General features: G+C 37.8%; 21 protein-coding genes. 2 read left to right on the forward strand and 19 right to left on the reverse strand.

Translation table 11 applies throughout. The annotated features are described in order from the left end of the window. Nucleotides 1-78 precede the first annotated feature (78 nt). Genes dnaI through nrdR form a run of 3 tightly spaced genes read right to left on the reverse strand, consistent with a single transcriptional unit; the run spans nucleotide 79 to nucleotide 2,812 of the window. The gene (dnaI, locus tag ACZ2V4_RS03250; protein ID WP_490514518.1) at nucleotides 79-999 is read right to left on the reverse strand and encodes a primosomal protein DnaI; all 921 of its coding nucleotides are present in this window, start codon (nucleotides 997-999) and stop codon (nucleotides 79-81) included. Then, nucleotides 999-2,339 carry a replicative helicase loading/DNA remodeling protein DnaB gene (gene dnaB / locus ACZ2V4_RS03255; RefSeq protein ID WP_101140222.1) on the reverse strand — a complete coding sequence of 447 codons (1,341 nt, stop codon included), beginning with the start codon at nucleotides 2,337-2,339 and terminating at the stop codon, nucleotides 999-1,001. Before dnaB ends, dnaI begins: the two co-directional genes overlap by 1 nt. An 8-nt stretch (nucleotides 2,340-2,347) precedes the next feature. After that, complete coding sequence (gene nrdR, locus ACZ2V4_RS03260; RefSeq protein WP_101140221.1) at nucleotides 2,348-2,812, reverse strand: transcriptional regulator NrdR; 465 nt, start codon at nucleotides 2,810-2,812, stop codon at nucleotides 2,348-2,350. A gap of 123 nt (nucleotides 2,813-2,935) precedes the next feature. Here nrdR and ACZ2V4_RS03265 point away from each other — a divergent pair, with 123 nt between their 5' ends. Continuing rightward, nucleotides 2,936-3,637 (forward strand): SGNH/GDSL hydrolase family protein, encoded by a 702-nt coding sequence (locus ACZ2V4_RS03265; RefSeq protein ID WP_490514502.1) that lies wholly within the window; start codon nucleotides 2,936-2,938, stop codon nucleotides 3,635-3,637. Between the two features lie 35 nt (nucleotides 3,638-3,672). Here ACZ2V4_RS03265 and ACZ2V4_RS03270 read toward each other — a convergent pair whose 3' ends face one another. From ACZ2V4_RS03270 to ACZ2V4_RS03320, 11 genes are all read right to left on the reverse strand, one after another. Further along, the gene (locus ACZ2V4_RS03270; RefSeq protein WP_219494841.1) at nucleotides 3,673-3,987 is read right to left on the reverse strand and encodes a DMT family transporter; all 315 of its coding nucleotides are present in this window, start codon (nucleotides 3,985-3,987) and stop codon (nucleotides 3,673-3,675) included. Next, entirely contained in the window at nucleotides 3,987-4,307 is a 321-nt protein-coding gene (locus tag ACZ2V4_RS03275; protein WP_219492483.1) for a DMT family transporter, read from the reverse strand. The genes ACZ2V4_RS03270 and ACZ2V4_RS03275 overlap by 1 nt, the downstream gene beginning before the upstream one ends. 80 nt (nucleotides 4,308-4,387) lie before the next feature. Next, nucleotides 4,388-5,398 carry a glyceraldehyde-3-phosphate dehydrogenase gene (locus ACZ2V4_RS03280; protein WP_490514503.1) on the reverse strand — a complete coding sequence of 337 codons (1,011 nt, stop codon included), beginning with the start codon at nucleotides 5,396-5,398 and terminating at the stop codon, nucleotides 4,388-4,390. A 119-nt stretch (nucleotides 5,399-5,517) separates the two neighbouring features. Further along, complete coding sequence (gene coaE / locus ACZ2V4_RS03285) at nucleotides 5,518-6,102, reverse strand: dephospho-CoA kinase (protein WP_413474838.1); 585 nt, start codon at nucleotides 6,100-6,102, stop codon at nucleotides 5,518-5,520. An 8-nt stretch (nucleotides 6,103-6,110) separates the two neighbouring features. Beyond that, nucleotides 6,111-6,983 (reverse strand): bifunctional DNA-formamidopyrimidine glycosylase/DNA-(apurinic or apyrimidinic site) lyase, encoded by an 873-nt coding sequence (gene mutM / locus ACZ2V4_RS03290; protein WP_283721989.1) that lies wholly within the window; start codon nucleotides 6,981-6,983, stop codon nucleotides 6,111-6,113. A gap of 8 nt (nucleotides 6,984-6,991) precedes the next feature. After that, nucleotides 6,992-9,619 carry a DNA polymerase I gene (gene polA, locus ACZ2V4_RS03295; protein ID WP_219492494.1) on the reverse strand — a complete coding sequence of 876 codons (2,628 nt, stop codon included), beginning with the start codon at nucleotides 9,617-9,619 and terminating at the stop codon, nucleotides 6,992-6,994. A 157-nt stretch (nucleotides 9,620-9,776) separates the two neighbouring features. Then, nucleotides 9,777-11,489: a two-component system histidine kinase PnpS gene (pnpS, locus tag ACZ2V4_RS03300; protein WP_219492497.1), complete on the reverse strand. Its 1,713-nt coding sequence runs from the start codon at nucleotides 11,487-11,489 to the stop codon at nucleotides 9,777-9,779. Beyond that, entirely contained in the window at nucleotides 11,482-12,195 is a 714-nt protein-coding gene (locus ACZ2V4_RS03305) for a response regulator transcription factor (protein WP_012657264.1), read from the reverse strand. The genes pnpS and ACZ2V4_RS03305 overlap by 8 nt, the downstream gene beginning before the upstream one ends. Before the next feature lie 116 nt (nucleotides 12,196-12,311). Continuing rightward, nucleotides 12,312-13,241: a malate dehydrogenase gene (mdh, locus tag ACZ2V4_RS03310; protein WP_283721990.1), complete on the reverse strand. Its 930-nt coding sequence runs from the start codon at nucleotides 13,239-13,241 to the stop codon at nucleotides 12,312-12,314. Nucleotides 13,242-13,300: 59 nt separating this feature from the next. Beyond that, entirely contained in the window at nucleotides 13,301-14,563 is a 1,263-nt protein-coding gene (gene icd, locus ACZ2V4_RS03315) for an NADP-dependent isocitrate dehydrogenase (protein WP_219492502.1), read from the reverse strand. A gap of 24 nt (nucleotides 14,564-14,587) precedes the next feature. After that, the gene (locus ACZ2V4_RS03320) at nucleotides 14,588-15,706 is read right to left on the reverse strand and encodes a citrate synthase (protein WP_420493829.1); all 1,119 of its coding nucleotides are present in this window, start codon (nucleotides 15,704-15,706) and stop codon (nucleotides 14,588-14,590) included. 220 nt (nucleotides 15,707-15,926) lie between these two features. On the opposite strand from ACZ2V4_RS03320, the gene ACZ2V4_RS03325 reads away from it, so the two are divergent. Beyond that, nucleotides 15,927-17,336, forward strand: a complete 1,410-nt coding sequence (locus ACZ2V4_RS03325; protein WP_219492508.1) for an amino acid permease — start codon at nucleotides 15,927-15,929, stop codon at nucleotides 17,334-17,336. 88 nt (nucleotides 17,337-17,424) lie between these two features. Here ACZ2V4_RS03325 and pyk read toward each other — a convergent pair whose 3' ends face one another. From pyk to ACZ2V4_RS03350, 5 genes are all read right to left on the reverse strand, one after another. Next, nucleotides 17,425-19,185: a pyruvate kinase gene (gene pyk / locus ACZ2V4_RS03330; RefSeq protein WP_219492510.1), complete on the reverse strand. Its 1,761-nt coding sequence runs from the start codon at nucleotides 19,183-19,185 to the stop codon at nucleotides 17,425-17,427. Between the two features lie 40 nt (nucleotides 19,186-19,225). After that, on the reverse strand, nucleotides 19,226-20,185 hold the full coding sequence (gene pfkA, locus ACZ2V4_RS03335; protein ID WP_219492513.1) for a 6-phosphofructokinase: 960 nt from the start codon (nucleotides 20,183-20,185) through the stop codon (nucleotides 19,226-19,228). A gap of 180 nt (nucleotides 20,186-20,365) precedes the next feature. After that, nucleotides 20,366-21,307, reverse strand: coding sequence for an acetyl-CoA carboxylase carboxyl transferase subunit alpha (gene accA / locus ACZ2V4_RS03340; RefSeq protein WP_219494842.1), 942 nt, complete (start codon nucleotides 21,305-21,307; stop codon nucleotides 20,366-20,368). 2 nt (nucleotides 21,308-21,309) lie between these two features. After that, a complete protein-coding gene (gene accD / locus ACZ2V4_RS03345; RefSeq protein WP_420496085.1) occupies nucleotides 21,310-22,167 on the reverse strand; it encodes an acetyl-CoA carboxylase, carboxyltransferase subunit beta in 858 nt (285 codons plus the stop codon). Between the two features lie 4 nt (nucleotides 22,168-22,171). Then, nucleotides 22,172-22,606: a FadR/GntR family transcriptional regulator gene (locus ACZ2V4_RS03350; RefSeq protein ID WP_241427444.1), complete on the reverse strand. Its 435-nt coding sequence runs from the start codon at nucleotides 22,604-22,606 to the stop codon at nucleotides 22,172-22,174. Nucleotides 22,607-22,640 lie beyond the last annotated feature (34 nt).

Raw genomic sequence — 22,640 nt, forward strand, 5'->3', positions numbered from 1 at the left:
ATGATGTTATTCATATAGACGAACATTTCTGTTGTTTGTTACCTAATATTATACACATATTGTCGGGATTTTCAAATTTTATTTTTCACGTCTATAGTTTTTACCTGATAACATATAAGCATCACTTAATGTCTCGATGCGCTCCATAATACGCATTGCTTTCGTCTGTTCAGCACCATGCTTTGTCATTGATAAATGATGAGATAATTCTTTGAAATCGAAATTTGAACTAAAGAATGTCGGCATATTGTTCATCATACGGTGGTTGAGAATAGGTCCAAGCACTTCATCACGTACCCATGGCGTCAAATCTTCTGCACCGATATCATCCAGCATAAGTACAGGCGTATTTTTCACACGGTTAAGCCGTTCGTTATATGTACCATCACTGAAGCCATTTTTAAGTTCTCGAATAAACTCAGGAAAATACAGGAGCGTCGTATAAATATAGCGTTCCTTCAGTTCGTTGGCAATCGCACCCAGTATAAACGACTTACCTGTGCCGAAAGCACCGTGAATATACATTCCTTTCGTATCATTACCTCTTGCGATATCACGACAAATGATGTTTGCTTGACGCACGATATCGATACGCGTTTTATCATCTAAATGTATCTGTGCAAGCTTTGCATTTAATACGTCCTTCGGCATGTGGATTGCAGTAATAAACTGTTTCATCTTCTGAGCTTCATCATGAGCGAGTTTAGATGGACAAGGGAGATGCTTAATCTTAATTTTATTGTTTTCAACATACAGTTCAGGGGTATGTCCTGGTACAAAGTTCTTACACTTACTGTAAGATTCGCATGCATCGCACATCTTTGAAGAATCTTTATATTCTTGTAGTACAGATAAATCATTATCGATCATCTTATCTGTTATGTGATTCTCTTTAATAAACTGCTTAATATCAGGTTCTTTAATCGTTTCTTCTTTTATTGCCTCAATACGTTTAAATATATCGCTGTTCGTATGCAGTATCGAACCCATATGTTTCATCATTTATCCTCCTCCCATGATTGATTTAATTCTTCTAATAACTTCTGTCTTTCCTTTTCCAGGTCAATATTATCTGTATCCTCTTTAACTGCTGGCTGTTGTTCTTCAAGCAGCCATTTCGGTGTCAGTTCTCTTTGCACCGTATTATTCTTTTTATAGTGATTTGCTTTATTATACAATTTCTCCTGCTTCTTCTGTTCAAATGACTTCACATACTTGTAGGCTGCTTCACTGTTCGATAGCTTCTGTTTCTTCCAGTTTGAAGCAATCTCTTCGATATAACTCTGCGGCAGTTTCATATCATTTGTAAACATGACATACTGCAATAATATATTCATTACACCAAATGGCAGTTGCTCGCGTTCTAATATTGATTCAATCATACGCTTTTGTTTAATTGTCGGTTCAGACTTACTAAATGAAGTAAGCATATCTATCGGACTTGTCGTGTCCATCAATTCAAACCAGGTCAGTTTCGTTTCTGGTGCGTCATCTTTTACCTGCTGAGGTGTTAACTGCGGTAATTGGCCGTCATGTTCAATCTGATAGAAGTCCCGGGCATTCTTACGTAAATCTTCATGTGAAATTTGCTGGTCACTCGTCAGTGATTTCAAAATGATGCCGCGCATATCATGTGCTGCGATATCGTACAGTGTCGCTAGCTGAACAATTAAGTTACGCGTCGCTTTCGGCAGTTGACTTTTCGTGATTAAATTCTGTGCGAGCAGCATCTCCAGTAAATCAAAATCAAACGTATGCTGGTGAACGGGTATTCCGAGCGATTCATGCTGCTTTACCAGATATTCATTTCCTTCAAAAATAGCCTTTTCCGGAGATTTCGGTGTACCAAATACATCCATGTACTTACTTGACACATCTTGATAACCGTCCAGATTTAACGTTTCATTACAGAACCTTGACTTTAGCTGCTGATATCTCGGCTTACCTACTTGCTGGAACAAGAATACAGAGAGCATTGGATCATTAAAGAACTGAGATGGCATGACGGGTGCAATGAGTTTATAGACAAACTTCTGATTATCTTCAATACGCATATATGTTTTCAGTAGTCCAATTGCTTCTAAACGTTTACGTATTACTTCAAAGTGCGCTAAGTTCATCTTTAATTCACTTAAAATAACATAATGATTGATGACGTCGCTTGTCTGATCATAACCTGTGAGAAACTGACGCATAAACTGATAGACGCCAATACATTCAACTCCGATTAGGGGTGTATATAATGTAGTTAGTACATCTTCAGTAACTTGTGTTGCAACATAGTTGCTGATAACGATAAACTCATCGGTTCCATTCAATTCAGTAAAATAACGCTCCATCTTTGCACCTACTTTTTATTCTTTTCATTGAGTATATCACTCATCGTACGGAGCAACTGATCGACGTCTTTAAATTCTTTGTAGACAGAGGCAAAGCGTACGTAAGACACTTGATCCAGTTGCATCAGGTGCTCCATTACAATTTCACCGATATCGACAGATGAAATTTCAGACTGCCCTTTTTCTCTTAATGCATTCTCCACTGCATCCGTAATCTGTTCGAGAGATTCGTACGGAACAGGACGCTTTTCACATGCACGCACAAGACCATGTACAATTTTATCACGATTAAAGGCTTGTCTTGTTCCATCTTTTTTCACGACAATCAAAGGCTGTAGTTCTATGCGTTCAAACGTTGTGAAACGTGTACCACACTGTTCACATTCACGACGTCTTCTGATCGCATTCATATCGTCTGCATGTCTTGAATCAACGACCTTCGATTGATTAAAGCTGCATTTTGGACATTTCAAGACACTCACCTCATTTATATTTATTTCTCAATTATACATTATCATGTTTATTTACTAAACATTTAAGTTTACACTTGCTACAATTGGATAATCTACCAATAAACCAAAGAAAGGAATGAACAAATGAGACCTCATTATATTCATCTGTCAAAACGAGAAGAAGGAAACCCTGTAAATAAGCTGAGAGAAAGTTTCAACCACAGAAATGAAACGATTCTTTACCTTAAAGATCCGGTCGGCATTGTATTCATCGGAGATTCCATTACAGATTACTGGGACCTTGATAGCTATTTCGCGTTACATAATGGTAAACGTATTATTAACCGCGGTATCGGTAATGATCGTTCTCAGTGGGTACGCGAACGTTTTGTTGCGGATGCCATTCAGCTGAAACCTGACTGGATTGTATTAGCCATCGGTATCAATAACACGAAAGAACTTGATGATGATCAAACTGAAGCCAACCAGATACACATCAAGACACGTATTTTAGAAGATATTGAAGCAATGGTTATTATGGCTAAAGCCAAGAATATTAATATTGCTGTAGCAACACTCACTTCAACGAATCGTCCACAGCTCGACGGATTTATTACGCGTTCTAAACTTGTTAAGGCAATCAACCTGGAAATAGTTCGGCTGTGCATAAAACATGATGCACAATTTATTGATTACTACACAATGATGACTGAAACTAAAGAAGGTATCGACTACTTACGCAATGAACTTACTGATGACGGTCTCCACCCTCACGTACTCGGTTATGATAGGATGGTGGACACGCTCGTAAAGACATTGCCATATCCAATACAATTGAAAAACTAATAAAAAGGAGAAATAGGTATCATACCTGTTTCTCCTTAATTTAATAATTTAAGTCCAATGGTACACCCTAGTATAATCGCGATACATAATATTCTAAGCGGATGTCTTGATTCATTGTAAAAGATAATGCCGAGCAATGTCCCGCCAACAGCACCGATACCAGTCCATATCGCGTATGCTGTACTCATCGTAATCCCTGCTAAAGATAAGGACAGGAAGTAAAGACTAATTCCAAACGTAATAACCAGCAATAAAATATAGAGACGCTTACCAGACTTACTGTACATATTCATCCATAATACGCCGAGCATCTCACACAATCCTGCAATGATAAGAAATATCCAGTACATCATACGCTCTCCTCCTCAGTAGCAACCTTTAAGCCGATAACACCTATGATAAGCATTGTAATCAGCACTACTTTCGGCCAGCCAAATGGCACTTCATACACCGCTACATCAACAATCGTGACAAGCGTCGCACCAAGTCCGACGAATATCGCATAAGCTGTGCCCACAGGTAAATATTTAGTTGCATTTAGCAATAAATAAAAACTGCATGTCACACTCACTAGAGTGAGTATCCATTCGACCGCACTGTCTGCGTGTGCAAGTCCTATAACCCATCCTGTCTCAAACAGTGCTGCAATTATTAATTTTATCCAGTTCATAAATACCTCCTTGATTCAACACCTACCTAACATAACATAAAACGCCGCCCAATTAAATTGGACGGCGTTATTCAAGGAAACTATTTATTTAACTGTTCACCCATTAATCCTGCAAGTTCTACAACGCGAGTAGAGTAACCCCATTCGTTGTCATACCATGATAATACTTTAACCTTTGAACCTTCCATAACGATCGTTGAGAGCCCATCTACGATAGAGCTATGTGGATTCGTATTGAAATCCACTGATACTAACGGCTCGTATGTTACATCTAAGATGCCTTTAAGTTCATTATCAGCTGCATCTTTAAATGCTTTATTTAATTCTTCGACTGTGACTTCTTTTTCTAAATCTACAACTAAGTCGACTAACGAAACATTCGTTGTTGGTACACGTAACGCCATTCCATGAAGTTTACCTTGTAGTTCCGGTAATACTAGAGACAATGCTTTTGCAGCCCCTGTAGAAGTTGGAATAATACTTTGGGCACATGCACGGGCACGACGTAAATCTTTATGTGGGTTATCTAAATTCTTCTGGTCATTCGTATATGCATGAACTGTCGTCATTAAACCATTCTTAATACCGAATTTATCATTCAATACTTTAGCAACTGGTGCTAGACAGTTTGTTGTACATGAAGCGTTCGAAATAACATCATATTTCTCAACATCTAACTGTGCACAGTTCACTCCACGCACGATGGTCTGAACATTACCTTTACCTGGAGCAGTAAGTAGTACTTTCTTAGCGCCAGCTTTAATATGTGCAGCAGCTTTCTCTGCATCGTTAAACTTACCAGTCGCTTCGATAACGATATCAATATTCATATCTTTCCATGGTAATAATTCCGGATTACGTTCAGATACGAGTTCAATCTTCTTACCATCCACAAGTAAACCATTTTCAGTTGGTTCAATATCAAGTTCAAACTTACCATGAGTAGTATCATATTTCGTTAAATGAGCTAATGTTTCAGGCGGGTAGCTCGCATTGATTGCTACTACCTCTAAATTATCATCGAATAATGCTGCACGAAATACCATTCTGCCAATTCTTCCTAGCCCATTAATCGCTACTCTTGTTTTCATTAAATAATCTCCCCTTCAAAGTGTTATACTAATACTTAGAAATAGTATAACACAATGAAAGCGCTTGTGAAGAGCATTTTCTGCAAATTAAAAAATTTGAATTTTTCGAAAATTTATATCTATTTATAGTGTTTGATTAACGTATCTAACTGTTGATATAGTGCCTCTAAATCACGACAATTATCAATGACGATATCCGCTTTATTTCGCTTTTCATCCATCGACATCTGACTACTGATACGTGCATCTGCTTCTGACTCTGAAAGTTCATTTCGTTTCATCAGACGCATTTTTTGTATATCGTATGACACATATACAACCCATACTTCATCGACAGTATGTTCGAGCTTATTTTCATATAAAAGTGGTATATCCATAACTACCACCTTGCCTTCGGAAAGTGCGGCAGCTTTCTCTTCATCCATCAGACGTCGTACGATTGGGTGAACAATTTGATTTAAATTATCACGCTGTGCCTTATCGTTAAAGATGATCGTACCTAGTGCTTTACGATTTAATGTCCCATCTTCATTCAGCACTCCTGGAAATGTTTCAGCAACTCTTCTTAATCCTTCGGTTCCTTTTTCTACAGCCTGCCTTGCCGCAATATCTGCATCAATTACAGCGAATCCATTCTCTTTCAGATAATTTGCTACTGTTGACTTACCACTGGCAATACCACCTGTTAAACCTATAACTGTCATAGCTCCTCCTATTTCTGGCAATGTGTACAATAATGTGTATTACGTGTAGCTATCACTTTCGTCTTAATTTCATTACCGCATGTTCCACAAATTTTTTTACCATAAACTTTAAACCTATTTTGCATCATTCCACTTTCACCTTGTGCATTTCGGTAATCTGAGATGGTCGAGCCCCCATATAGAATGCCTTCATTCAGCACATCGACAATATGTTCATACAGTAATGTACGTCTTTTTTCGCTTAATGATTTCACTTTTATATTCGGATTAATCCGTGCATTATGCAGTGCTTCACATGCATAGATATTTCCACATCCACTGACAACCGAATGCAGCATGATGACTTGCTTAATCGGTTTATCCTGATATTTCTGCAAGTGCAGTGCACTGATATAATGTGCTCGACCTTCTTCATTAAATGGTTCTGGTGCAATCGCTGCATCGAAGTGTGCAAACTGTGATTCATCTAACATTCTCAGTTCACCAAACCTTCTAATATCTGAATATACCAGCTTCATCGAACTGCTCAATGTAAAAGTGACATGCCAATGTTTTTTGTAGTTCGGTACCGTAATGTCATCGATAGACGGTACGACAAAGTATGCGCCGGTCATTCCAAGATGACCGACCATATAACGGTTCCCATCCTTTCCTTTTAACTTGAAGATAATATATTTACTGCGACGCATCACACTTTCGATATGAGTGTCAATACATCGTTCCTTAAATGCATCTAGGGAAAGCCCTTTAATAATCGTCTCTTTACCCTGTGTCTTTCCATTTAATACAGCATCTGAAAAGTGGACATCAATAATTTGTTCTCCTGTGATATGTGGTTCAATACCACGCTTCACATGTTCAACTTCTGGTAATTCCGGCATAACTCCTCCTACTTTGCTTCGTACCAGCTTTCACCTGAATCATATTCAACTTCAAGCGGTACTTTTAATTCCAATGCATTTTCCATTACATGTTTTACAAATAAGCTGAAAGCATCAAGCTCATCTTTTGGCACTTCAAAAATAAGCTCATCGTGTACTTGTAGTAACAATTTAGCTTTAAAGTCAGTTTCTTTCACTTGTTCGTTATAATGTACCATTGCGAGTTTAATGATATCTGCTGCACTTCCTTGAATCGGTGTATTCATCGCAGTACGTTCAGCAAATCCTCTTAAATTAAAGTTTCTGCTCGTAATATCTGGGATATAGCGACGTCGATTAAGCAATGTCGTAACGTAACCCTGCTGCTTAGCTTCCTGAATAATATCATGCATATACGCTTTAACTTCCGGAAAACTTTCAAGATAGTTATCAATAAATGCTTGTGCGTCTTTTCGAGTAATACCTAAACTTTGACTTAGTCCATAATCACTGATTCCATACACAATCCCGAAGTTTACAGCTTTTGCCTGACGCCTCATATCGCTTGTTACTTCTTCTTTTTCAACATTAAAGACTTTCATCGCAGTCTTCGTATGAATATCAATGCCTTGATTGAAAGCTTCAAGCATACCTTTATCTCCAGTAATATGTGCGAGTACTCGAAGTTCAATCTGAGAATAGTCTGCAGCAAATATTACAGAGTTCGGTTCACTTGGTACGAATGCTTTTCTTATTTTTCTACCTTCATCTAGTCTTACAGGAATGTTCTGCAAGTTAGGGTCAATAGATGACAGACGTCCAGTTTGAGCAATAACCTGGTTGAAGCGTGTATGGATCTTATCGTCGTCTCCAATCAACTTCTGCAATCCTTCTACATAAGTTGACTGCAGTTTAGATAGCGTTCTATAGAGTAATATATCTTCAATGATCGGATGTTTTCCTGCTAATGACTCAAGAACATCCACAGCTGTAGAATATCCTGTCTTCGTCTTTTTCTTCTTCGGTGAATCTAGCTTTAAATCTTCAAATAATACGACACCAAGCTGCTTTGGAGAATTGATATTAAATGTGCTGCCTGCATGTTCATGAATACGCGTGATCAGTTCATCTAAGCGGCTTTGAATTTCCTGCTGCATCTCCTGAAGTGTCTGCTTATTTACTTTAATTCCCTGCATCTCCATATCTGCGAGAACAAGTGAAAGTGGCAGTTCGAGCGTTGTTAACAGTTCAAGCTGCTTAAGTTCATTTAATTTTCTAATCTGAAGCGCTGATACCTCATGGATTGCATTTACTTCAGATGCAATATGTTTAAATAAATCCATGCGTTCAGGTATGTGCATCTTAGCACCTTTTCCGAAGATCATTTCATCTGATTCCACATAATTAATACCTTGCATTTGCGCACTTTGAGCAACATCTATTATTTTCAAAGCTGGATCGAGTAAATAAGATGCGAGCATCACACAGTGCTCAATCCCTTTAATCTCTATATCCAGTCTATTGAATAAAACTTTTGTTTCCTTTGCATCATAGACATATTTTTTTGTAGCTTCATTTTGCAGTGCATTGATGAATGTTTCATTTTGGGTGATTTCATCAGGGTGAATAACAAATGTATGTCCTTCTACCAATATCCCTACCCCAATAATTTCATTCTTTAAATAATTATCCTGAAAACATCGAATACGAATATCCATAGATTCAACATTCGAGAAATCAAATGTACTAAACTGATTGCTTATTTCAATTGTTTTCTCTTCAGTAATTTGAGTTTCAGCGTCAATATTATCTAACTTTTGCTTAAAGTCTAGCTCCTGAAATAGTGCGATCTTCTTACTGTCATCTTTTTCAGGGAGCAGTGTATCATTTAAATTTACTGCAATCGGTGCATCAGTATTAATCGTCGCCAGCTGCTTACTCATTAATGCGTCATCTTTATGATTTGTTAAGTTCTCATTTAATTTCTTACCTTTAATATGTTCCAGATTATCAAGCACCGCTTCAACCGTACCATATTCATGTAGTAATTTAAGTGCAGTCTTTTCTCCTACGCCAGGGACACCGGGAATGTTATCTGACTTATCCCCCATCAACCCTTTTAAATCGATTATTTTCTCTGGTTCAAATCCATATAGCTCCTGAATAAACTGCGGTGTATATTTATCAATATCTGTAACTCCTTTTTTTGTATAGTAGACTGTCACATAATCACTTGCAAGCTGCGTTAGATCTCGGTCCCCAGTAACGATGACTGTCTCTAACTTATTTTCTGTTGCTTGTTTTGCAAGCGTTCCGATAATATCGTCTGCTTCATACATATCCTGCTCATAATGCTTGATTTGATAAGCCTCTGCGAGTTTACGAATATAAGGAAACTGTTCACTTAATTCTGAAGGTGTCTTTTGACGTCCTCCTTTATAGTCTTTATACATCTCATGGCGAAACGTTGTCTTACCCGCATCAAATGCGATTAAAAAATGTGTAGGTTGTTCTTCCTTAATCAACTTATCTAAAATAAGCGTGAAACCATATATTGCATTCGTATGTAAATTGGATTGATTTTTTAATAGAGGTAAGGCATAGAATGCACGAAAAGCAATGCTGTTACCATCAATCAATATTAGTTTATCAGCCATAATATCCTCCTGAACTGTAGTAATCATAGTTTAACATAAATCACGCACAAAAACGCCCGACACATATGTACCAAGCGTTCAAGCTTCAAAATGAAAGCGTCTTTTTATATTATATGTGATAATAGTTAAACTAGAGTAAACAAAAATAAATCTTATATTAATAAATAAACTGCTTTAATTTTATTCTGAAAGTCGAACCTTTTCCAAGCTCGCTTTCTACATCGATTTCACCATTAAACACTTCAATGATATGTTTAACAATTGCAAGACCTAACCCTGTTCCGCCAGAGTCCCTGCTTCTTGCTTTATCTACGCGATAGAACCTCTCAAATATTCTTGTTATTTCCTCAGGTGCAATACCAATCCCCTGATCAATAATTTCAACGATACATTCATCCGCCTTGAGATATACCTTTACTGTAATTTCTGCATCCTCTGGCGAGTAATTGATTGCATTTGAAAGTAGATTGATCATAACCTGCTTAAGCTTGCTCGGTTCTGCCAGGACAAAAAGATTTTTTTCAAGCTCGAGATTAAATTTAATATTCTTCTTCTCAGCAAGCGGATATACAACTTCCACACTATTAAATACTTTCTGAGGTAAATTTACTTTCACCATATTAAAGTGATTTGCCTGCTCAATTTTAGACAGTTCGAGCAGCTCACTTACAAGCACCTGGATTCGATTAGATTCTTTCAGAATAATATCTAAAAACATCTCGAGCGTATTCTTATCTTCTTTTGCACCGTCTAGTAATGTCTCTGTAAATCCTTTTATACTCGTAATCGGTGTTTTTAGTTCATGCGAAACATTTGCAACGAAATCCTTCCTCATCTGTTCCAGTGTCTTTAACTGTGTAATATCATGCAGCACAATGACAATCCCTTCAATCCTTTTACGTTTCTTGGATAATACAGGCACAACTGCCGCGTCAAAATATTTTTTATGGACGTTCACATTATGTTCAATTGTTTCATTGATGGGTTTCTCTGTTGCAATCGCTTCTTTAATCATACGTTTTACATCTTTATGCTCTATTACGGTGTCATAATGAGCTTTCTTTATTTTATTACCACGATTAAAGAAATTTAAAAATGTTTCATTGGCTATAACAACTTCACCGTAGCTATTGACAAGCAAAGTAGCGGAAGGAATATTCTGTAATGTCGTCTCCAGACGATTACGCTGAAGCTTCTGTTCATTCATAAAGTCTTGCAATGTTCTAGCCAATATATTCATACTGATAAACAGGTCCTTAGTCTCAGTGACATTACTCTCTGGAACACGTACTTTGTAGTTTCCGCTTGCCAGTAATTTAGAAGCGTAAGTCACTTCTTTTATTGGTTGAATATAGCTTTTATTGATGTACCTCACGATAAAATAGAGAATAGGAAGCAACATCAATAACATTAACCCGATATATTTCCATATACTTCTGTTTAAAATGGTCAGAATTCGGTTTTCCTGTATTAAATAGATGACAGTATCTTTTGTTGTCGTTTTAAGGATGCTCTGTTTATCTTCAGAATCGTATCGAAACTCATTCGCTTCACTTTCACCTGTCGTATATCTCGATAGTGCAGCTTCAAAGTGGTCGGGAGAAAAACCTTGTGTAACATACAGCGGTTTATTACCTTGCATGACTAATATTTGATAACTTCGCTCGTCATCAAAAGTGGCTGCGATCATGTTGAAATCTTGATGTTCAGCCAAAGACTGTATTATTTTTGCATCTTGTGCCATCGTACGTTTCATCGATACTTTCATATCATTTGAGATAGAGGTCGTAATAAACATGCCGACTAAAAGAAAGCTTACAACAATCATTGTTGTAAGCATGATGAGTAACTTTCTTTGAAAACTAATCATTTCGTTTCGGGTAATCCAGTTTATAGCCTAGACCACGTACAGTTTTAATGTATTGTGGCTGCTTTGGATTTTCTTCTATTTTCTCTCTCAAATGACTGATATGAACATCAACGATACGTGAATCACCAGCAAATTCATAGTTCCATACTGAATTCAGCATATGTTCACGTGTAATCACACGCCCTTGTCGTTCTATCAAATAGATTAATAATTCGAATTCCTTTGGCGTCAGATCAATCAGTTCGCCATTACGATACGCTTCAAAATGTTCTGGCAATATTTTAAGCTTACCAATGATTATTTCTTTGTTTTCTTTTTCAGACTCGTGTTGTCTTAATGCCTGAGATCGTCTCAAAATTGCCTTTAACCTTGCTGTGACTTCCCTAGGAGAAAATGGTTTCGTCATATAATCATCCGCGCCAAGCTCTAAACCAAGTACCTTATCAAATTCATCATCCTTTGCTGTAAGCATCAGAATAGGCACTTGATTCTTTTCACTACGGACTGCTTTACAGACTTCTACACCGTCCATCTTAGGTAACATAAGATCAAGAACAACAATATCCGGATCTTCAGAAAATATTTTACTTAAACCTTCTTCCCCATCGAAAGCTGTTATCACTTCAAAACCTGATTGCTCAAGATTATATTGTAATAACGTCACAATCGACTGTTCATCATCTACTACTAATACTTTCTGACTCATCCTATCCCTCCAAGACCATATATACAACTATATTATATATTACAGTAAATATATATGGCTACACCTGATCAACAAACTTCACAAACTCGTATAAAAGTTTACAATAAATTAATAAATCACTTCAAGACGCGCATGACATCTCTCACTGCCTCAGCAGACTGATGAAATGCGGACTGTTCTTCAGCAGTTAATTCAAACGTTACGATGCGTTCAACACCATTCTCCCCAAGTAATACAGGCACTCCGATATACACATCACTTTCATTGTACTCGCCGTTTAAATATGCAATCGCAGGCAGAATGCGTTTCTTATCAAGAATTATTGCCTCAGCCATTTCAACCATAGCAGCTGCAGGAGCATAATATGCTGAACCATCGCCTAAAAGCTGAACAATTTCAGCTCCTCCTTTGCGTGTTCTATCGACAATAGAATCAATTGTAACCTTATCCATAATTTCAGTAAGCGGAACTCCACCTGCATCAGCATGCTGTATTAAAGGAACCATCGTATCTCCGTGACCTCCGAGTACGACGCCATGCACGTCTTCTATTGAAATGTTAAGTTCAGAAGCAACAAATGTTCTGAATCTTGCAGTATCAAGGACACCAGACTGGCCTATGACACGTTCATGCGGAAAGCCAGTCACTTGTTGTACTGTGTAAGTCATCGCATCTACTGGATTTGTGAGCACGATAACAATTGCATTAGGGGCATATACTTTTATCTGCTCTCCAACCTCTGTCATCACCTGCTGATTAGTCTGTACAAGGTCATCACGTGTCATACCTGGCTTACGTGCGACCCCTGCAGTAACCATAATGATATCCGAGTCTTTAATATCTTCGTAATGACTTGTTGCAGAGACTGAAATACTACTGTTGAAAATGGCAGCTGACTGAAGTATATCTAGCGCTTTTCCTTTTCCTTTATCCAGATTACGTGCAAGATCTACAAGCATAACATCTGCAAATCCTTTTTGTGCTACGATAAATGCTGCTGTAGCTCCGGTGAATCCACTTCCAATTATGCTGATTTTCTTTCTCATATGATGTCCTCCTAAAAAAAGCAGTTAAATGAATAAATTCAAATAACTGCTTCTGTTGATTACATATTTTTAATCAGTTCGTCTGCAAAGGCACCACATTTAACTTCTGTTGCACCTTCCATTAATCGCGCAAAGTCATAAGTAACTACTTTAGAAGCAATCGTTTTCTCCATAGATTTCGTAATGAGGTCTCCTGCTTCTTTCCATCCTAAATGCTCAAGCATCAATACTCCGCTTAAAATCACAGACGATGGATTAACTTTATCTAATCCAGCATACTTAGGTGCTGTTCCGTGCGTAGCTTCAAATATTGCATGTCCTGATTCATAGTTAATATTCGCACCAGGTGCAATTCCGATACCACCTACTTGAGCAGCAAGCGCATCAGAAATATAATCACCGTTTAAGTTCATCGTTGCAACAACATCAAATTCCGCTGGGCGCGTTAAAATTTGTTGTAAGAAGATATCAGCGATAGAATCTTTAATTAATATTTTACCTGCATCTAAAGCCGCTTCCTGTGCTTTATCAGCCGCTTCTGTACCATCTGCTTCTTTAATCTTGTCATATTCAGACCAAGTAAATACTTTATCACCGAATTCACGCTCTGCTAAATCATAACCCCACTGTTTAAACGCACCTTCAGTAAATTTCATGATATTCCCTTTATGGACTAATGTTACAGACTTACGTCCTTCAGTAATTGCATAATTGATTGCAGCACGTACTAGACGTTCTGTACCTTCTTTAGAAACAGGTTTAATACCAATACCTGATGTTTCTGGGAAACGAATATTTTTCGCACCCATTTCATTTTGTAAGAAATCAATAACTTTCTTAACTTCTTCTGAACCTTCCTTGAATTCAATACCTGCATAGATATCTTCAGTGTTTTCACGGAAGATAACCATATCTGTATCTTCTGGACGCTTAACTGGTGAAGGTACACCTTCAAAGTAACGCACCGGACGAAGACAAGTGAAAAGATCAAGCTCTTGACGTAAAGCAACATTTAAAGAACGAATACCTCCGCCGATTGGCGTTGTTAAAGGCCCTTTAATTGCAATTAAGTACTCATCAATCACATCTAACGTTTCTTGTGGTAACCATTCACCCGTTGCATCAAATGCTTTTTGACCAGCAAGTACTTCTTTCCATTCAATCTTCTTTTCTCCGTTGTATGCTTTTTCAACTGCTGCATCTAACACGCGGCTCGCTGCATTCCATATATCTGGACCTGTTCCATCACCAATGATAAATGGAACTACAGGATGATTTGGTACGTTTAATACTCCATTAGAATTTGTAATTTTATCTGCCATTATATATTCCTCCATATTTGTATTTTATCGTTCCTCAACTGGTACATACTTACGGCCAACTTCACCGATATAGTTTGCACGCGGACGAATGATACGGTTATCATTATATTGCTCAAGAATATGAGCAATCCAGCCAGATGTACGACTTACTGCAAAGATTGGTGTAAATAGATCATGTTCGATACCCATTGAGTGATAAACCGTTGCTGAGTAGAAATCAACGTTTGGTAATAACCCTTTTTTCTCCTTTAATAAATCAGCAATTTTAACTGACATTTCGAAAAGTTCTTTATGCCCAGTTTCGTCTGTAATCTTACGAGACATCTCTTTTAAATATTTAGCACGTGGATCTCCGTTTTTATACACACGGTGACCAAATCCCATAATCTTTTCTTTATTCTCAATTTTTTTATTGATATAGTCTTCAACATTATCGATTGAACCGATTTCACTCAACATCTTCATAACTTGTTCGTTTGCACCACCGTGAAGCGGCCCCTTTAGTGCACCAGCTGCAGCAACGACACCTGAATACATATCAGATAATGTAGATACAGCGACACGTGCCGTAAACGTAGACGCATTCAGTTCATGATCGGCATGAAGAATCAATGCTTTGTTGAAGCCTTCCTCCTGAATTGCTGTTGGTTCCTCACCAAATAACATATAAAGGAAGTTCGCTGCATAGCTTAATTCTTTCTTTGGTTTAACCACTTCTTTTCCTTGACGAACTCGTGCAAATGCAGCAACAAGCGATGCTACTTTTGCCTGAATACGAATCGCTTTATCCATATGTGCATCTTCATTGAACTCATCAGCACGTGGATCGAAATGAGCAAGGTATGACAATGAAGTACGAAGTCCTGTCATTGGATGCACAGCATCCGCAGTATAATCTTCGAAATGACTATACATTCTTGGGTGTAGATTCATATATTCGATAAGCTGAGATTTTAAATTTTCTAGTTCTTCTTTATTCGGTAATCTGAAATTCCAAAGTAAGAAGATTACTTCTTCAAACGATGCATTTTCAGTTAAGTCATCAATTTCATAACCTGCATATGTCAGTTGATCCCCAACAATCGAACTCACTTTTGTGTTCGAAGCTATAATACCTTCAAGCCCTTTAACTAATTCTGCCATTTCTATTTCCCCTTTACAACAAAATTTTGCTATGCCCAATGTAACGGCTTTCACACTTCATATTATAGCTAATTGTCTTTATTTTGTGAATGATTATGAATTATAGTAGTTTATTATTGAGGGTCATAAGTTTTAGTTATAGATATATTTCAAAAAAAAGTTTGAAGTTTTTGATAATTCATAACATAATAGAAAAATACTAAGGAAAGAAGGAAAAAATGTGAATACTCAATCAAATAGTAACAGTCAAAATGGTTTACAGCGTGCGCTTTCAAACAGACATATTCAGCTTATTGCAATTGGTGGAGCTATAGGTACCGGACTATTTTTAGGAGCTGGTAAATCTATCAATTTCGCAGGACCTTCGATATTATTGACATACCTCGTTATAGGATTGTTCTTATTCTTATTTATGCGAGGGCTTGGAGAATTATTATTATCCAATACGAATTATCATTCATTTACTGATATTGCAAGAGATTATCTTGGAGATTTCATGGGGTATATTACAGGCTGGACATATTGGTTCTGCTGGGTTGTAACTGGAATGGCAGAAGTGACTGCCGTTGCGAAGTACGTTCAATTTTGGTGGCCGGACTTCCCGACATGGGCATCTTCTTTAATCTGTATCGTTGTATTGATGGGACTGAATTTACTTACAGCCAAACTCTTCGGAGAACTTGAATTCTGGTTTGCTATCATTAAAGTAATTACAATCATCGCACTTATACTTGTTGGTATTATCCTAATTGTAATCGGGTTTGAAACGAAGTTTGGACATGCATCACTTACTAATCTATGGTCACATAACGGTTTTTTCCCGAATGGAATGAATGGTTTTCTGCTGAGCTTCCAGATGGCAATATTTAGTTTCGTAGGAATCGAGCTTATCGGTGTTACAGCGGGCGAAGCTCAAGATCCAGAGAAAACATTACCTCGTGCAATAAACAGTGTACCTATTCGTATCGTTTTATTTTATATTGGTTCTTTAATCATCATCATGAGTGTTACACCATGGGACAAAATCGATCCGAACGAAAGTCCATTCGTTAAGTTCTTTGGACTGATCGGTATCGGATTTGCAGCAAGTTTAATCAATTTTGTAGTTATCACATCCGCATCATCTTCATGTAACAGCGGAATCTTTTCAAACAGCCGTATGCTATTCGGATTAAGTAAAAACTTCTCAAAGGGAGATGACAGCTTCTTTCAAAGAACGAATAAAGCTGGCGTACCAGCGAATGCAGTTGTGTTCTCAAGTGTACTTCTATTAATATCCGTATTATTGAACTATATTATTCCGAATGCAAATGCTGTATTTACACTCGTAACTACAGTTGCTACTGTATTCTTTATCGTTGTATGGTCAATTATTATGTTCGCTTATTTGAAATATTTAAAAACACGACCAGAACTTCATGAACATAGTACTTATAAAATGCCTGGCGGAAAAATAGCAGCCTACATTGTGCTTGCATTCTTTGCCTTTGTGTTCATGCTCTTATTTATAGCAGAAGACACACGTTTGGGATTATTCGTTTCACCATTATGGTTTATCCTATTAGCAGTTATGTATTATGTGCAGGGTGGATTTAAGAAAGACAACTTCGAAAAACATAATTATAGATAAAGAAAGTATCAAGGGCATTTAGCTTCAATTATAATCAAAAAAGTTTACAGAAATCAAAAATAAGGATGAGCAAATGCTCATCCTTATTTTAGTTTACTTTTGCGTGCCCGATATATACTTTATTATGCTGTGCATCTACTGTTACAAGTGTACCGTTTTCTAATGTATTCATCACATCCTGGACACCTACGATTGTCGGTTTACCGAGATTAAGCCCAACGACTGCCGCATGTGATGTTAATCCACCTTCTTCAGTTACAATCGCAACTGCCTGTTCAAGATAAGGTACCATATCTGCATCTGTCTGCGGTGATACGACAACTTTGTCCGTCATATCAATACCTTGTAGTTCTTCTGCACTATTTGCTTTAATGACCTTGCCGTGTGCTGCAGTTCTACCTATACCTGTTCCTGCTGCAATCACATCACCAATCAGATGAATCTTCATTAAGTTCGTAGTTCCTGCTTCACCTGTTGGGATACCTGCTGTAATAATGATTAAATCTCCATTTTCGACAGTTCCTATTTCAATTGCTGCCTGTACAGATTTATCTAATAATTCATCTGTTGTAGATTTACCAGTCTTCACTATAGGTATTACGCCCCATACTAAAGAAAGATGTCTCGCTGTTTCTTCATAAGGTGTTACTGCGATAATATGTGCATGTGGGCGATATTTAGAGATTATCTGTGCTGTTGTACCACTTTCAGTTGCAGCGACAATCGTCTGTACGTCTAAATTTAAAGCAGTATGAGCTACAGACACACCAATCGCATTTACCATAGATGGCTGATTTAATTTCGTACGGTCTGAAAGCATGCGCTTATAATCTTGTGCTTCTTCTGCAGCAAATGCAATATTGTGCATCGTCTTAACCGATTCTTCCGGATATAATCCTGCAGCCGTTTCACCTGATAACATCACCGCGTCACTTCCATCATAGATGGCGTTGGCAACGTCACTTGCTTCTGCACGTGTACAACGTGGGTTACGCTGCATAGAATCGAGCATCTGTGTGGCAGTGATTACAGGTTTTCCGAGAATATTACACTTCTGAATCAATTCTTTCTGTACTAGCGGTACTTGCTCAGCGGGTATTTCAACCCCCATATCTCCACGTGCAATCATCAGTCCATCAGAAACTTCCAGAATCTGATCGATATTCTCTATCCCTTCTTCATTTTCAATTTTAGGGATAATATGAATAAAGTCGCATTGATTTTTCTCTAATATTTCACGAATTTCTAATACATCACTCGCACGACGTACAAATGATGCCGCAATGAAGTCTACTTTCTGTTCGATACCGAATAGAATATCTGAAGCATCTTTATCTGTAATTCCAGGCAAGTTTACTTTGACACCAGGTAAATTTACACCTTTCTTATTCTTTAGTTCACCTGCATTGATGACGTCACATACAATCTTACCTTCGTCATGCAGGATATCTTTGACCTTAAGTTCGATCAATCCATCGTCTAACAAAATTGTAGAACCTATATGAATATCATTGATTAGTTCAGGATACGTGACCGAGAACTCTGCAGGCGTGCCCAATACTTGTTCCATATTGACTGTAACAGTTGAACCTTTGACAAGTTCAATCTTATCGTTTCCCATATTATGTGTTCTAATTTCAGGACCTTTCGTATCAAGCAAGATTGCTACCGTCTTATTTAAACGTTGCGCTACAGAGCGAATTGTCTCGATACGTGCCTGATGTTCCTCGTGTGAACCATGCGAGAAATTAAGTCGAGCAACGTTCATACCCGCATTCATCAATTTCTCTAACATTTCAGGAGATTCTGAAGCCGGTCCGATTGTACATACTATTTTAGTTTTTCTCATTTTATGAGCCTCCATTATATTTGTTGCGACACTTATTGCATTATATCGATAATTCATTAGATAAATCATACATCTTCTCATCTAAATGATGGACAGATGTGAAGATATCTTCAAACTTAGTCTTAGATAAACTATTATTCTGAATGCCAACTGCAAGGCCAGTTTCATTATTCATCAGCAGTTCTACAGCATAGCCACCTAGACGACTTGCAAGTACTCTATCCATTCCAGAAGGTGAGCCTCCACGCTGCATATGACCAAGTACCGAGATACGAGTATCAACATTAATATATTTCTTTAGTTCCTGACCACATTCTTCACCGGTCATAACGCCTTCAGCAACAACGATGATAGAATGTTTCTTGCCACGTTCGATCCCTTGTTGAATTTTATCTGCAATGACCTTGACATCTTTACGGTGCTCTGGACACAATACTGTCTCAGCACCTCCTGCAAGACCAGACCATAGCGCTAAGTCTCCGGCATCTCTCCCCATGACTTCTACGATGAATGTACGTTCATGACTCGACGCTGTATCTCTAATCTTATCAATTGCTTCTACAATCGTATTTAAAGCCGTATCAAATCCTATCGTAAAGTCTGTGCCGTTGATATCATTATCGATTGTTCCTGGAATACCGATTGTCTTTATGCCTTCTTCATTCAGTCTTTGAGCACCACGATAACTTCCATCGCCACCAATAACCACTAGACCTTCGATACCAAGATTATTTAAATTGGCAATCGCCTGCTTACGTACTTCTGGATCTTTAAATTCTGGACAACGTGCCGACTGCAGAAACGTCCCCCCACGCTGTATCTTATCCCCTACAGTACCACGTTCCATCTTCTTAATATTATTATTGATTAATCCTTGATACCCTTGATATACGCCATAAACTTCTATGCCATAATACATTGCTTTACGCACAACAGCACGAACAGCAGCATTCATTCCAGGTGCATCGCCACCACTCGTTAATACAGCTATCTTTTTCATATCAATTCCTCACTTTGTGTATTCTTTATCTTTAAATTAACACATTACTTTCACATTATCCATCAATATCACATGTTCGTAACAATGAAAACGTTTTAAAAAAACATTCAAAAAAAACGTCGCCAACTCATTATTTAGACAACGTTTTCAACTATCTTTTCATATTATGTTAATATCTTTTTATTTGATTTCACCGATTGCTCTAAACTTATCATAACGTTGCTGCACAATGTCCTCTGCAGAGCGTTGTGAAAGTTCACGAATATACGGAGTTAATGCTTTATTGATCAACTGACTTTGTTGTGCGATATCTCGATGTGCACCACCAGGTATTTCATGAATCACTTCATCTACGACGCCAAGTTCAAGTAAGTCAGGTGCAGTAATCTTCATCGTTTCTGCCGACAACTGGGCCAGTGTACTATCTTTCCACAGTAACGCTGCCGCACCTTCTGGAGAAATGACGGAATACGTTGCGTTTTCTAACATTAACAATGTATTACATACACCTAAACCAAGTGCTCCACCACTTCCACCTTCCCCGATGACAATCGAGATAACCGGTACTTTAAGTGCAGCCATCTCTACTAGATTGCGTGCAATCGATTCACTCTGCCCGCGTTCTTCAGCTGCTTTACCAGGATATGCTCCTTTCGTATCGATAAAGCATATAATCGGACGGTTGAACTTTTCAGCTTGCTTCATCAATCGCATCGCTTTACGATAACCTTCTGGATGCGCCATACCGAAATTTCTGTATATATTATCTTTCGTCTCTTTTCCTCTTTGGTGACCAATGACAGTAACAGGACGGCCTTGGAAAGAAGCAATACCTCCGACGATTGCAGGATCATCTCTAAAGTTTCTATCTCCATGAAATTCCATAAACTCATCAAATAGATGCGCAATATAATCTAAAGTTGTCGGTCTTTCACCTAGACGTGCAATCTGCACTCTTTGCCAAGGGGACAGATCGGCATAGATTGATTTAAATAGGTTTTCTTTCTTTGCCTTCAGTAATTCTACCTCATGTGTTAAATCAACATCAGATGCTTTCATATACTGCTCTATATCTTGAATTTTCTTTTCGATATCTCTAATAGGTTGTTCAAAATCCAGCACCATTAATTTTCACCCCTTTGATGTAATTTCAAGATTGTAGTAAGGACCTCTTTCATCTCATTACGATGGACAACTTTATCAAGCTGTCCATGATCCAGTAGAAATTCAGCGGTCTGGAAATCATCAGGTAATTTCTCATTAATCGTCTGTTCGATGATACGTCGTCCTGCAAATCCAATCAAACTTTCTGGTTCCGCAAGATTAATATCTCCGACAGATGCAAAACTTGCAGATACACCACCTGTCGTAGGATGTGTCATGAATGCAATGTATAATAACCCTGCTTCACGATGTCGGTTCAAAGCCACACTCACTTTGGCCATTTGCATCAGCGATAGTATTCCTTCCTGCATTCTCGCACCACCACTTGCTGTAAAGATAATAAAAGGCATCTGCTGTTTCGTCGCATATTCAATTACACGTGTAATCTTCTCTCCAACAACCGTTCCCATAGAGCCCATACGAAACCTTGAATCCATTACAGCGATACCCGTTTCATAGCCGTTGATAGTACCCCATCCGGTTACGACTGCTTCATCAATCTTCGTCTTCATTCTATCTTTCTCTATTTTCTCTTCATAATTCGGAAAGTTAAGCGGATTGACTGGTTCAACATGTTTATCCAGTTCCTTAAATGTATCTTTATCCATCAAAGCATCAATGCGGTCATAGGCGTTCATCGCCATGTGATGATCACAGTTAAAACAGACATTTAGATTTTCTTGCAGCTCTTTTGTATACATGATTTTTTGACATTTTGGACATTTCGCCATTATACCTTCAGGTACTTCTGTATCTGTCATATTTTTAACGGTTACATATTTTTTCTTCTTATTCTTTTTAAAGATATCCTTAAACATATGCTCACGCCTTCTCATCATAAGTCGCTTCATAGCGCTTTAATAATTTCCAAACTCTAAACATGATTGTGTTGCTTGTATTGATACATTCTTCAATCGTCTTGTTCTCTTCAATTGTTATACTGCTTTCAATCATATGTATAAAATCCTTTATTTCACCTGTTTGTGCCCTTGACGTGATCAAATATCCACCTATCAGCTCGAAGAACTGGTTATTATCCATATCAGATAAATAAGTTCCTTCGCCCCGTCTTGTCTCGATAACGCCAAGAATCTCAAGTGCGCGTAATGCTTCTCTTATGCTTGAGCGACTAATATTGAGTAATTCGCTCAAATGTCTTTCAGATGGAAGTTTATCACCAGACTTCAGTCCATCATTCTTTATCATACGGTCGATTTCATCTAAAACATGATTAAAACCTTTATGCGGGGTATTCACAGTTGCACCTCCAAAAGAATCCTTAGTGGTCTGA

This window comes from Macrococcus sp. CoH-51_TC_04 (assembly GCF_058188655.1).